Source organism: Micromonospora parastrephiae (genome assembly GCF_016802865.1).
Taxonomy (GTDB): Bacteria; Actinomycetota; Actinomycetes; order Mycobacteriales; family Micromonosporaceae; genus Micromonospora; species Micromonospora parastrephiae.
The window spans coordinates 1-11,462 of the sequence record NZ_JAEVHM010000180.1 but is presented as its reverse complement, the minus strand read 5'-3'; the positions used below and the strand labels follow the sequence as shown (position 1 = coordinate 11,462).

The 11,462-nt window shown below is 70.9% G+C and carries 10 protein-coding genes and 2 pseudogenes; 4 read left to right on the top strand and 8 right to left on the bottom strand.

Translation table 11 applies throughout. From position 1 onward, the window contains the following. Window positions 1–31: 31 nt before the first annotated feature. Together JNW91_RS25525 and selD are read right to left on the bottom strand one after the other, a co-directional pair. Window positions 32–511 carry a hypothetical protein gene (locus JNW91_RS25525; protein WP_203177921.1) on the bottom strand — a complete coding sequence of 160 codons (480 nt, stop codon included), beginning with the start codon at window positions 509–511 and terminating at the stop codon, window positions 32–34. 237 nt (window positions 512–748) lie between these two features. Beyond that, window positions 749–1,738 carry a selenide, water dikinase SelD gene (selD, locus tag JNW91_RS25520; protein ID WP_203177920.1) on the bottom strand — a complete coding sequence of 330 codons (990 nt, stop codon included), beginning with the start codon at window positions 1,736–1,738 and terminating at the stop codon, window positions 749–751. 194 nt (window positions 1,739–1,932) lie between these two features. On the opposite strand from selD, the gene JNW91_RS25515 reads away from it, so the two are divergent. The 4 genes from JNW91_RS25515 (at window position 1,933) to JNW91_RS25500 (ending at window position 5,333) form a co-directional block, all read left to right on the top strand. After that, the gene (locus tag JNW91_RS25515) at window positions 1,933–2,688 is read left to right on the top strand and encodes an amino acid ABC transporter ATP-binding protein (protein WP_203177919.1); all 756 of its coding nucleotides are present in this window, start codon (window positions 1,933–1,935) and stop codon (window positions 2,686–2,688) included. A gap of 57 nt (window positions 2,689–2,745) precedes the next feature. Next, window positions 2,746–3,681 (top strand): glutamate ABC transporter substrate-binding protein, encoded by a 936-nt coding sequence (locus tag JNW91_RS25510; protein WP_203177918.1) that lies wholly within the window; start codon window positions 2,746–2,748, stop codon window positions 3,679–3,681. A gap of 79 nt (window positions 3,682–3,760) precedes the next feature. Then, window positions 3,761–4,417, top strand: coding sequence for an amino acid ABC transporter permease (locus JNW91_RS25505; protein ID WP_203177917.1), 657 nt, complete (start codon window positions 3,761–3,763; stop codon window positions 4,415–4,417). Between the two features lie 43 nt (window positions 4,418–4,460). Continuing rightward, entirely contained in the window at window positions 4,461–5,333 is an 873-nt protein-coding gene (locus JNW91_RS25500) for an amino acid ABC transporter permease (protein WP_203177916.1), read from the top strand. A gap of 61 nt (window positions 5,334–5,394) precedes the next feature. On the opposite strand, the pseudogene rny reads toward JNW91_RS25500, so the two are convergent. The 6 genes and pseudogenes from rny to JNW91_RS25470 all read right to left on the bottom strand — a co-directional run. Further along, window positions 5,395–7,160: pseudogene (rny, locus tag JNW91_RS25495) on the bottom strand (ribonuclease Y). Window positions 7,161–8,015: 855 nt separating this feature from the next. Then, window positions 8,016–8,723 carry a 3-keto-5-aminohexanoate cleavage protein gene (locus tag JNW91_RS25490; RefSeq protein WP_203177915.1) on the bottom strand — a complete coding sequence of 236 codons (708 nt, stop codon included), beginning with the start codon at window positions 8,721–8,723 and terminating at the stop codon, window positions 8,016–8,018. Window positions 8,724–8,743: 20 nt separating this feature from the next. Beyond that, window positions 8,744–9,442: a regulatory protein RecX gene (locus JNW91_RS25485; RefSeq protein WP_203177914.1), complete on the bottom strand. Its 699-nt coding sequence runs from the start codon at window positions 9,440–9,442 to the stop codon at window positions 8,744–8,746. Between the two features lie 14 nt (window positions 9,443–9,456). Further along, window positions 9,457–10,503: a recombinase RecA gene (recA, locus tag JNW91_RS25480; RefSeq protein WP_139583061.1), complete on the bottom strand. Its 1,047-nt coding sequence runs from the start codon at window positions 10,501–10,503 to the stop codon at window positions 9,457–9,459. A 184-nt stretch (window positions 10,504–10,687) separates the two neighbouring features. Continuing rightward, entirely contained in the window at window positions 10,688–10,888 is a 201-nt protein-coding gene (locus tag JNW91_RS25475) for a DUF3046 domain-containing protein (protein ID WP_139583060.1), read from the bottom strand. Window positions 10,889–10,892: 4 nt separating this feature from the next. Next, window positions 10,893–11,462 (bottom strand): annotated as a pseudogene (locus tag JNW91_RS25470) (MFS transporter); the annotation flags it as partial.

Below are 11,462 nucleotides of genomic sequence, written 5' to 3'. Positions count from 1 at the left end.
GGCGGGGCGCCGGCCGGGCCCGACCGGTGGGTCAGGCCGCGGCGAGCGCCGGCGCGATGGTGTCCGGCGCCCACCGCGAGCGGTGACACTGCGACCAGCCCCGACAGCCGGGGTCGCCCAGCGTGCAGAGCCGCTGCCTGCTGAGCACCTCGCCGTCGTCGGTGTCCCACACGTCGAAGTGCACCGGCCGGACCGTGCCGTCCGGGGCGACGAGCAGATGCCGGGTGGCGTCGAGCGTGTCGTCGCGCAGCAGGCAGTTGCGGCCCAGCAGCCGTGCCAGCGCGGCGATGCTGGCGTGCTCGGAGAGCCGCTCGGGCACCCCGTAGCAGTCCACCACCGTCGCGAACTCGCCCGGGGCCTCCCAGACGTCGCACACGACCGCGTACGTCGGCAGTCGGGCCGGGTCGGCCACCGCCAGTGGCATCACCACCCGACCGAGCGCCTCGGCCAGCGCCGGGTAGACCTCCACGGGCCGTGCCCGGTCGATTCTCCAGTTCCACAGCTCGGTCATTCCGCCTCCTCGCTGCGTTCGTCCCACCGGCCTCCGAATCGGGCCTTACTGACGATGGTGGGGGGCATATGACCTCAGCCGGGGGCAAGTTACCGGTCTGTGACCATTCCGGGCAAAATTTCCCTGAGCCGCATTGCTCCGAGTAGCGGGAAGGTGACAGTTTATCGGGTATGGTGCCGCGTTCGCGCCACCGACGCCGCGTTTCCTCGCGCCTTCGGCTGCCGTCCCTTCTGCCGTTCAGCGCAGGACGACGAGGTGCTCGCCACGGGGCAGCAACTCGCCCACCACGGGAGCGCCGGGCACCTCACCGGCGACCAGCAGGCCACCGGAGGTCTGCGCGTCGGCGAGCAGCAACCGCTCCGCCTCGTCGGCCGCGCCGAAGTCGGTCCACGGGGTCACCCAGTCCAGGTTGCGCCGGCTGCCGCCACTGACGTACCCGTCGCGCAGCGCCTCCCGCGCGCCCGCCAGGTACGGCACCCGGGCGGTGTCGATGGCCACCGTGAGCCGGCTCGCCCGGGCCAGCTTCGAGGCGTGCCCGAGCAGACCGAACCCGGTCACGTCGGTGCCGCACCGGATGCCGGCGGCGACCGCCGCGCGGGCGGCATCCCGATTGAGGGCGCTCATCGTGGCCACCGCCTCCGGGAAACTCTCACCGGTGGCCTTGTGCCGGGTGTTCAGCACGCCCACGCCGAGCGGCTTGGTCAACGACAGCGGCACTCCGGCCCGACCGGCATCCAGAGTGATCAGCTCCTCCGGGCGGACCGTCCCGGTCACCGCCAGGCCGTACTTCGGGCCGTCGTCGTCCACGCTGTGCCCGCCGGCCAGGTGGCAGCCGGCCTCCCGGGCCACGTCCTGACCGCCGCGCAGCACCTCGCGAGCCAGTTCCAGCGGCAGTACGTCCCGTGGCCAGCAGAGCAGGTTGAGCGCCACCAGCGGGGTGCCGCCCATCGCGTAGACGTCGGACAGCGCGTTGGCCGCGGCGATCCGCCCCCAGTCGTACGCGTCGTCGACGACCGGGGTGAAGAAGTCGGCGGTGCTCACCAGGCCGGTCCGCTCGTCCAGACGCACCACCGCCGCGTCGTCACCGTGGTCCAGACCGACCAGCAGCTCCGCGGTGCCGGTCGCCGGTCCGAGACCGGCCACCATGATTTCCAGCTCGCCGGGCGGGATCTTGCAGGCGCAGCCCCCACCACGGGCGTACTTGGTCAGCCGTACCGGTTCGGTCATCCCTCCATGATCTCGACAACACGCCACGATCGCCACCGTTGCGACCCGCACCATGACCGGAATCGGACGCACGACGACGATCGTGACCGGTGTTACCGCTCCGTGACCCGCCGGGTTGCGTTCTGCCACATCACGCCGCCTACAGTGGCCGCACCGGGGGTCAACCGACCCCGATCCGGGAGACGACAGGGACGGTGGACGACGTGACGACGGGCGAACCGCTCATCGTGCTGGACGCGGTCAACAAGTGGTTCGGACCGCTGCACGTGCTGGACGACGTCTCGCTGTCGGTGGGTCGGGGCGAGGTGGTCGTGGTGATCGGCCCGTCCGGCTCCGGCAAGTCGACGCTGTGCCGCGCCATCAACCGACTGGAACCGATCAACTCCGGCACCATCACCTTCGACGGCCAGCCACTGCCGGCCGAGGGCAAGCCCCTCGCCAGGCTGCGCAGCGAGGTGGGCATGGTCTTCCAGTCCTTCAACCTCTTCGCGCACAAGACGATCCTGGAGAACGTCACCCTCGGCCCGATCAAGGTCCGCAAGGAGAAGCCGGCCGCCGCCCGCGAGCGCGGCCTGGCCCTGCTCGACCGGGTCGGCATCGCCAACCAGGCGGACAAGTTCCCGGCCCAGCTCTCCGGCGGCCAGCAGCAGCGGGCGGCCATCGCCCGGGCCCTGGCCATGCAGCCCAAGGCGATGCTCTTCGACGAGCCCACCAGCGCCCTGGACCCGGAGATGGTCGGGGAGGTGCTGGACGTGATGACCTCGCTGGCCCGCGACGGCATGACGATGGTCGTGGTCACCCACGAGATGGGCTTCGCCCGGCACGCCGCCAACCGGGTCATCTTCATGGCCGACGGCAGGCTCGTCGAGGACGCCTCCCCGGCGGAGTTCTTCGAGAACCCGCGCAGCGAGCGGGCGAAGGACTTCCTCTCCAAGATCCTCACGCACTAGGCGTCCGTAGTGGAGCGCGCCGACCACCGGTGGGCTCCGTCGAAGAAGGAGAAGAGTATGCGTATGAAGCGCGTGGCGGCGGTCGCCATGATGGCCTCCCTCGCCCTGTCGGCCGCGGCCTGCGGCAAGGAGGGTGAGCCGACCCCGAGCGCGGGCGGCAGCGCCTCCGGTGGCGCCCAGTCCGACACCTGCAAGAGCTCCGGCGCGACCTTCACCCCGAAGACGGACGCGGCCATCGCCGGCAGCCCGGCCTTCGAAAAGATCAAGACGGCCGGCAAGGTCTCCGTCGGGGTCAAGTTCGACCAGCCGAACCTCGGCTACAAGGACGCCCAGGGCAAGCGGTGCGGCTTCGACATCGAGATCGCCCAGTACGTCGCCAGCACGCTCGGCATCGACCCGGCGAAGATCGAGTACAAGGAGATCGCGTCGGCCAACCGGGAGACCGCGATCAAGGGCGGTGAGGTCGACTACTACGTCGGCACCTACTCGATCACCGACAAGCGCAAGAACGACATCTCCTTCGCCGGCCCGTACTTCGTCGCCGGCCAGGACCTGCTGGTCCGCAAGGACGAGACGTCGATCACCGGCAAGGACACCCTCAAGGGCAAGAAGGTCTGCTCGGCCACCGGCTCGACCCCGATCCAGAGGGTCCGGGACGAGGGTCTGACCGAGCCGAACAACATCGTCGAGTTCAAGACCTACTCGGAGTGCGTCTCGCAGCTGCTCGACAAGAAGGTCGACGCCGTCACCACCGACGACGCCATCCTCAAGGGCTACGCGGCGCAGAGCCCGTCCGAACTCAAGGTCGTCGGCAAGCCGTTCAGCACCGAGAAGTACGGCATCGGCCTGCCGAAGGACGACAAGGCGCTGCGCGACTACGTCAACAACCAGATCGAGGCGTCCTTCACCAGCGGCACCTGGCAGAAGATCTACGACGGCACGCTCGGCCTGTCCGGCTCGGCGGGCGCTCCGCCCACCCTCGAGCGGTACTGACCGACCGGCTCGACACGAGTTGCGGCGCCGGGCGGGGCTCGTCCCCGTCCGGCGCCCGTCCGAGGACTGAGAGCGAGGCATGGGCGAGTTCTTCCGCGTACTGACGGACAACGGGCAGCTGTTCGTTGACGGGTTCACCAACACCGTCAAACTTTTCCTGATCGCCGCGGTCGGCAGCCTCGTCCTCGGCACGCTGCTCGGCGCGATGCGGGTCTCCCCCGTGCCGGCCCTGCGGGCGTTCGGCGCCACGTACGTCAATCTGGTGCGCAACACCCCTCTGACGTTGGTCTTCGCGTTCCTCGTGTTCGCGGTGCCCAAGCTGGACGTCAACATCGACTACTTCGCCAGTGCCGCCATCGCGCTGACCGTCTACACCTCGGCGTTCGTGTGCGAGGTGATCCGCTCCGGCGTGAACACGGTCGCCGCCGGCCAGGCGGAGGCGGCCCGCGCGCTGGGCATGACCTTCGCCCAGGTGCTGACGCTCATCGTGCTGCCGCAGGCGCTGCGGGCGATGGTCCCGCCGATGATGAGCGTGTTCATCGCGATGCTGAAAAACACCACCATCGCCGCCGGTTTCTCGGTGCTGGAAGCCGGCGCGATCCCCGCGTACATGGCCGAGCGGGGTGAGCCGCAGTTCGCCGTCCTGCTCTGGATCACCATCGGCTTCCTGATCCTGATCCTGCCGCTGGTGGCCCTGCAGCGGTTCCTGGAGCGCAAGTGGAGGGTGGCCCGATGAGTGAGCTGGCGTGCCCGACGGCCGCGAACGGAAGGTGGCTGAGTTGAGTCAGGCGTCGATCCTCTACGACCTGCCCGGGCCCCGAGCCAAGCGGCGCAACGCGATCCTGGGCGTCGTCTCCACCGCCGGCATCATCGCCCTGCTCGCGTTCATCGGCTACAAGTTCGCCGACACCGGGCAGTTCGAGGCCCGCAAGTGGGAGCAGTTCCAGTACGCCTCGGTGCAACGCGAACTGCTCGGCGGCCTGTGGGCGACGCTGAAGGCCGCCGGCATCGCCGCCGTCCTGGCACTGCTGTTCGGCGCCGTGTTCGCCAGCGCCCGCCTGAGCGACAAGTGGATCCTGCGTACCCCGGCGACCTTCGTGGTCGAGCTGTTCCGGGCGATCCCGCTGCTGATCCTGATCTTCTTCGGCTACTACGTGCCGCTGCAGTACGGCTGGTCGATCGACAAGCTGTGGGCGCTGGTCATCGGGCTGATGCTGTACAACGGCTCGGTGCTCGCGGAGATCTTCCGGGCCGGCATCAACGCGGTGCCGTACGGGCAGACCGAGGGCGCGTACGCGATCGGCATGCGCAAGAACCAGGTGCTGCGGCTGATCCTGCTGCCGCAGGCCGTCCGGTCGATGCTCCCGGCGATCGTCAGCCAACTCGTCGTACTGCTCAAGGACACCGCGCTGGGCTTCATCATCACGTACCCCGAGCTGCTCTTCGTGGGCAAGCAGATCGGCGGCCGGTTGCCGTTCGGGCTGCCGTACGTACCGACCTACCTGATCGTGGCGGCGATCTACATCGCCATCTGCGGTGCGCTGTCGGCCCTGGCCTGGTGGCTCCAGAAGCGAATGGGGCGTACCCCGCGGACGGCGGCCAAGGTGCTGCCCGCCCAGGACGCCGGCGAGGACGCCGCGCGGATGATCTGACCGGAACCAGAACGAGCGACGGGCGGGTGGCCAGGCCACCCGCCCGTCGTCTGTTCGTGGGTCAGCGGGCGATCTCGGTGACCCGGGACTCGCGAACCACGGTGACCCGGATCTGACCCGGGTAGGTCAGCTCCTCCTCGATCTGCTTGGCCACGTCCCGGGCCAGCACGGCCGCCCCGATGTCGTCCACGTCGTCGGGCTTGACCATCACCCGGATCTCCCGGCCGGCCTGCATGGCGAAGACCTTGTCCACGCCGAGCTTGCCGGCCGCGATCTCCTCGATGCGCTCCAGCCGCTTGACGTACGCCTCCAGGCTCTCCCGCCGCGCGCCCGGCCGACCGCCGGAGCAGGCGTCGGAGGCCTGGGTGAGCACGGCCTCGATGGTCTGCGGCGGCACCTCGTTGTGGTGCGCCTCGATGGCGTGCACCACGTCCTCGTGCTCGCCGTACTTGCGGGCCAGGTCCGCGCCGATGAGGGCGTGACTGCCCTCCACCTCGTGGGTGAGCGCCTTGCCGATGTCGTGCAGGAACGCCGACCGCTTGATGATGGGTACGTCCAGCCGCAGCTCGGCCGCCATGATGCCGGCGATGTGCGCGGTCTCGACGAGGTGCTTGAGCACGTTCTGCCCGTACGAGGTGCGGTAGCGCAGCCGGCCCAGCAGGGTGACCAGCTCCGGGTGGATCTCGGTGATGCCGACCTCGACCAGCGCGTCCTCGGCGGCGCGCAGGCAGAGCTGCTCCACCTCCTGGCGGGCCAGGTCGTAGACCTCCTCGATGCGGTGCGGGTGGATCCGCCGTCCAGCACCAGCTTCTCCAGCGTGAGCCGGCCGACCTCGCGGCGGACCGGGTCGAAGCAGGAGAGCAGCACCGCCTCCGGGGTGTCGTCGATGATCAGGTTGACCCCGGTCACCGACTCGAAGGCACGGATGTTGCGCCCCTCCCGGCCGATGATCCGCCCCTTCATCTCGTCACCGGGCAGGTGCAGGACGCTGACCACGCTCTCCGCGGTCTGCTCGCTGGCCACCCGCTGGATCGCGTCGACCACGATGTGGCGGGCCCGCTGCTCGGCCGTGCCGCGCGCGTCGGCCTCGATGTCCCGCACCAGCAGCGCGGCCTCCCGCTTGGCCTGCGTCTCGATCGCCTCGACCAGCTCCAGCCGGGCCGCCTCGGCGGTGAGACCTGCGATCCGTTCCAGCTCCCGGCGGCGCAGTTCCTCCGCCTCGGCCAGCTCGGTCTCCCGCTGGGCGAGCGCGGACTCGCGGGCGGCGAGGGCCGCCCGCGCCTCGGTGAGCTGCCGCTCCCGCTCGGCGAAGCGCTCCACCTCCTCGGTGTGCAGCCGCTCCCGCTCGTCCATCCGGGCCGCACGGCGCTCCACCTCGGCCGCCTGCTCACGGGTGGTGGCCGCGAGCACCGCGACCTCCCGCTCGCCGCTGCGCCGGGCCGTGGCGCGCAACTGGTCGGCGTCCGCCTCGGCCTGCTTGTGGGCGCGTTCCAGCACCGTGTCCGCCTCGGCGCGGGCGTCGTCGAGCACCCGCCGGGCCTCGGCCCGGGCCGCCTTCGCCTCGGCCTTCGCCGCGGCCGCCTCGGCGCGCGCCGCGGCAGCCGCGGACTTCGCCACGTCGATGGTGCTGTTCGCCTGGTCGGCCGCGTTACGCAGGGCGGCCAGGGACTGCTCCTGACGGTCCTTCTCGGCGATGAACGCCGGATCCTCCGGCGCCGGTGCCGAGCCCATCCGGCGCAGCGTCCGGACGCCGAACAGCACGGCCCCGATCACCACCGCCGCGAGGATGAGGACAGCCGCGAGGAGCACGACGTCGAAGGCGTTCATGCCGGAACCCCGTGGGGTCTACCGGTGAACCTGTGCCGCCGCCCCGCCATGGCCGCCTCCCCTGAACGTTCGCCGACCGCAGCGACCGTGCCCGGCGGGCACACTCCTGCGGCTGTGGACGCCCGACCGGAGCGGCTGGCCGTGGGTAGCTCTCTCCGCCGGCGGTGCCCTCGGGCATCGTCGGCGACCGGGTGCAGTTGTCGCGGAGTACCGGACCGGCCTGTCCGGACTGCCGCCAAAGGCCGTGGAGTCGGCCAAAGTGATGCTGTTCTGTTACGCGATCTATGTTGTGCGCTTAGCCTGCGATGGTCGGGCAATGTGAGCCTGTATGGCGAGGCTAGGTCGCCGGGGGTGCTCTGGTCAAGAACTCATGATCAAACCCCCCGAACGGAGCGAAGTTGCGGCGTCACGCAAAGCTGATGCCGTGCCGGACACGGCGGGACAAACACGGCGAGGCGACGGCCTCGATTCGGATGTCGTGCCTGTTCAGCGACGACGAGGCCCCCCGGTGAGCCGACTATGTGACACCAGCGACCCCACGCCCACCCCGGCACCCTCGTCGGGCCCGCCCCCCAAGATCGCGCCCGTGTCGCGAGATCGTGCCCCTCTCGCCGGGGTCGTGCCCATCCCGCCAACAGCGCGTTGGCCGCCGTCAAGCCCGCTCCCTCCCCCAAGATCGCGCTCGATCCTGGAAGTAGTGGCCTCACCGCCGCGGGAACCCAACTAGATCCTGGATCGAGCACGATCTCGGCGCTGGCCGCCCAGCGGACGCCGGCGGCCCAACAGGCGCCGGGCGTTCAGCGCGGCGCCGGGCGTACAGCGCGGCGCCGGGCGTACAGCGCGGCGTCGGGCGAATCAGTGGGCGCCGGCCGCCAGCGCGGCGGTGACCAGTGCGGCATTGTGCGGCGCCCGTGTGCCGTCGGGCAGCAGGAGTGTGTCCTCCAGGCCGACCCGGGTGTGCAGACCGCGGCTGACCGCGTCGGCGAGCACCGGCCAGGTGGCTGGTCCTTCGGCGTGCAGAAGCACCGGTGGGATCCCCCGCGACGGCAGGGCGGCGAGGATCCGCGCCGCGTCGGCCAACGCGACCGGCACCTCCTCCGCCATGCACTCCACGAGGATCCTCCCGACCGGCACCCGCCAGCCCTGATACGCCTCGACCGCGTCGAGCGTCCAGAGCCCCACCTCGACGAGCACACCACGGTCGTGCAGGGCCGCGGCGACCGACTCGGCACCGGCTTCGTGGGCGTTGACGGAGGCGAAGTCCGGTAGCACCGACCAGGCCCGGACGGCGGCCACCCGGGCGGCCCCGTCCGGTTCGATCCAGGCTCCGGTGCTCACCCCGACCGGCAGACCCGGCCGGGCGGTACGGATCGCGGTGAGCGCGTCGGCGATGACTGCCGGGCGCAGCGACTCGACGCCCGACGCGTCGCGGGGATGGATGTGCACAGCCGCGACGCCGAGCGCCGCGCAGCGGGCCGCGTCGGCGGCCAGTTCCGCCGGGGTGACGGGCACGGCCGGATGGTCAGCCTGGCTGCGCTGGCCGTTCAGACACGCCTTCAGCATCGGGGCACCCATCGCTCCGCTCAGTCGGTCGGGCGGTTGTCGCGCTCCAGGTCGCCCTCGGCGTCGGCCAGCGCGTCGGCGTCGATCTGCTCGGCGAACTCGGCCGCCTCGGCACTCTGCGCCGCGAGCGCGTCCTTCACCGCCCGGATCGCCACGCCGGGCGGGTAACCCTTGCGGGCCAGCATGCCCACCAGCCGGCGGAAGACCGCGTCGGGTTCGCCCCGGGCGGTACGCAGCTTGCGCTCCACCAGGGCGCGGGCGGTCTCCGCCTCGGTCTCGTCGTCCAGCTCGTCGAGCGCCTCGGTGGCCACCTCGCCGTCGACGCCCTTGCGGCGCAGCTCGTTGGCGAGCGCCCGGCGGGCCAGACCGCGCCCGGAGTGCCGGCTGGACACCCAGGCGCGGGCGAACGCGGCGTCGTCGATGATGCCGACCTCGTCGTACCGGTCGAGCACCTCGGCCGAGACCTGCTCGGAGATGCCCCGCTTGGCCAGCGCACCGGCCAGCTCGGCCCGGGTGCGTGGCCGGACGGCGAGCTGGCGCAGGCAGATCTCGCGCGCCACCTCCGACTCGTCGCGAGGCGGCGCCGGGGCCTCGACCGCATCGCCCTCCTCGGACCGGCCACGACGACCACGGCGAGGGCGCGGAGGCTCACTGGCATCGCCCGTACGGGGTGGACTGGCATCCCAGCCCCGCCCCGTACGGGCGCGTCGTCCTGCCATCGGTCAGCGACCGGTCAGAAGTCGACCGGCGGCAGCTCCGGGCCACCGGCGGCGTCGCTCGCGCCGACCCCGACGCCGAGCTTCTCCAGGATCTTCTTCTCGATCTCGGCGGCCACGTCCGGGTTTTCCTTCAGGAACTCCCGGGCCTTCTCCTTGCCCTGGCCGAGCTGGTCGCCGTCGTACGTGTACCACGCACCGGACTTGCGGATGATCGCCTGCTCCACGCCGACGTCGATCAGCGAGCCCTCGCGCGAGATGCCCTTGCCGTACATGATGTCGAACTCGGCCTGCTTGAACGGCGCGGCCACCTTGTTCTTCACGACCTTGACCCGGGTGCGGTTACCGACCACGTCGGTGCCGTCCTTGAGGCTCTCGATGCGTCGCACGTCGAGCCGGACCGAGGCGTAGAACTTCAGCGCCCGACCACCGGTGGTGGTCTCCGGGCTGCCGAACATCACGCCGATCTTTTCCCGCAGCTGGTTGATGAAGATCGCCGTGGTGCCGGTGTTGCTGAGCACACCGGTGATCTTCCGCAGTGCCTGGCTCATCAGCCGGGCCTGGAGGCCCACGTGGCTGTCGCCCATCTCGCCCTCGATCTCGGCGCGCGGCACCAGGGCCGCCACCGAGTCGATCACGATGATGTCCAGGGCGCCGGAGCGGATCAGCATGTCCGCGATTTCCAGCGCCTGCTCACCGGTGTCCGGTTGGGAGACCAGCATCGCGTCGGTGTCGACACCGAGGGCCTTCGCGTACTCCGGGTCGAGCGCGTGCTCGGCGTCGATGAAGGCCGCGATGCCACCGGCGCGCTGGGCGTTGGCCACCGCGTGCAGAGCCACCGTGGTCTTACCGCTGGACTCGGGACCGTAGACCTCGACCACCCGGCCCCGTGGCAGGCCACCCACGCCGAGCGCCACGTCGAGCGCGATGGAGCCGGTCGGGATCACGGCGGTCTGGATGACCGGCCGCTCCCCCAGCCGCATCACCGAGCCCTTGCCGAATTGCTTGTCGATCTGAGCGAGAGCAAGGTCGAGTGCCTTCTCCCGGTCAGGCCCTGCTGCCATGGTTGCCACCCCTGCCTTCGCCGGCGTCTTTGCTGAGCTTCGCGTCACGCGGACACGCTAGGCGCTGGGTCCGACAGAAAACCAGCCGACGGGCCGCGAGCTGTGGACGAGCACCCCGCTGTGGACAATAGCCGAACAGGTGTACGACTCGACAAGCGACACGCGGAAGCGGCGAAAAGGCTGCTCAGCGTAGTCGCGCGGGCACTCGGTCGGGATACGCGGCGCAGACCGCCCGCCACACCACGTGAGTCTGCTCCCCCGACGCCAGCGCCTGCTCGACGGTCCGTCCACCGAGCTGGGACAGCACCTGGTCGCGGGCGATACTGGCCGCGTAACCCGGCCCGAACGCCTCCTCCAGCCGCGCCCAGAAGTCGGTCAGCCGCACGTGATCAGCCCTCCTTGTCCGGTACCCCGGTCGGCACCGGGCGCAACGCTAGCGCCACCAGGGGCACGGTCGCGACCGCCGCGAGCAGGGTGAGCACCGGATAACCGGCGATCTGCATGACAAACCCGCTGACCACCGCGGCACCGGCCCCCGCCAGCCCCATGAGCAGGTCCGAGAACCCCTGGACGCTCGGCCGCACACCGGCCGGCACCGACTCGGAGAGCAGCGTCGAGCCGGCCACCATGGTCCCCGACCAGCCCAGCCCGAGCAGTACCAGACCGACCGAGAGCCGGGGTGTGTGATGCCCGGCGGTGCCGGCGACCGCGCAGGCGGCCAACAGCAGCCCGACCCCGCCGAGGATCACCGCCCGCCGGCCGAGCCGGTCGGTGAGCCAGCCGACCACCGGGGAGAACGCGTACATGCCGGCGATGTGCAGACTCAGCACGATGCCGACCAGCCGCAGCACGTCGGCGTCGGCGTGCGACTCACCGAGCCGACCGGGGTCATCGACATCACCGCCACCATCACCAGGTGCCCCACCGCCACCGCGGCGATGCCGAGCCGGGCGGCGGGC

What these genes read in the sequence shown, in the direction of transcription:
- JNW91_RS25525 (WP_203177921.1), bottom strand. Translation starts at nt 511, where the DNA reads ATGACCGAGCTGTGGAACTGGAGAATCGACCGGGCACGGCCCGTGGAG.
- selD (WP_203177920.1), bottom strand. Translation starts at nt 1,738, where the DNA reads ATGACCGAACCGGTACGGCTGACCAAGTACGCCCGTGGTGGGGGCTGC.
- JNW91_RS25510 (WP_203177918.1), top strand. Translation starts at nt 2,746, where the DNA reads ATGCGTATGAAGCGCGTGGCGGCGGTCGCCATGATGGCCTCCCTCGCC.
- JNW91_RS25505 (WP_203177917.1), top strand. Translation starts at nt 3,761, where the DNA reads ATGGGCGAGTTCTTCCGCGTACTGACGGACAACGGGCAGCTGTTCGTT.
- JNW91_RS25490 (WP_203177915.1), bottom strand. Translation starts at nt 8,723, where the DNA reads ATGCTGAAGGCGTGTCTGAACGGCCAGCGCAGCCAGGCTGACCATCCG.
- JNW91_RS25485 (WP_203177914.1), bottom strand. Translation starts at nt 9,442, where the DNA reads ATGGCAGGACGACGCGCCCGTACGGGGCGGGGCTGGGATGCCAGTCCA.
- recA (WP_139583061.1), bottom strand. Translation starts at nt 10,503, where the DNA reads ATGGCAGCAGGGCCTGACCGGGAGAAGGCACTCGACCTTGCTCTCGCT.